Here is a 535-nt window from a genome sequence, read left to right on the forward strand (position 1 = left end):
TCGGTCGCGTCGCGGCCGCGGGCCATGACGATGCGGCCGATGCGGGGGCGGTTGTGGCGGGCGTCGAACGTGTACCAGCGCGGGCCGGACGGCCCGTCGAGGTAGGCCTCGAACCACGCGGAGAAATCCATCGGCGCCGGATCCTTCGGCACGCCGATGTCGCCGAGATAGCCGGTGGCGTAGCGGGCCGGGATGTTCATGCACCGGCACAGGGTGATGGCCAGATGGGCGAAGTCGCGGCAGACGCCCTCGCGCTGCATGAAGCCGTCATGGGCGGTGCGGGTCGCGTCGGCGCGCTGGTAGTCGAAGCGCAGGCGCTCGTGGGTGTAGTCGACGATCGCCTGGACGCGGCCCCAGCCCTCCGGGGCGGAGCCGAACAGCGACCATGCGGTCTGGGACAGCTTGTCGGTGTCGCAGTAGCGCGAGCCGAGCAGGAACATCAGCACGGCGTCGGGCAGGTCCTGCACCGGGATCTGGCGCGCCTCGGGCTCGATCACGTCCGGCGCGCCGGAATCCGCAACCGTGAAGTCCGCCG

General features: G+C 71.2%; 1 protein-coding gene. It reads right to left on the reverse strand.

The window, feature by feature from the left end; translation table 11 throughout:
* A partial coding sequence (locus MKK88_RS00215; RefSeq protein ID WP_243996555.1) for a transglutaminase-like domain-containing protein occupies positions 1 to 535 on the reverse strand: 535 nt, incomplete at both ends.

Origin of the sequence: Methylobacterium sp. E-005 (genome assembly GCF_022829725.1) — a bacterium.
Lineage (GTDB): Bacteria > Pseudomonadota > Alphaproteobacteria > Rhizobiales > Beijerinckiaceae > Methylobacterium.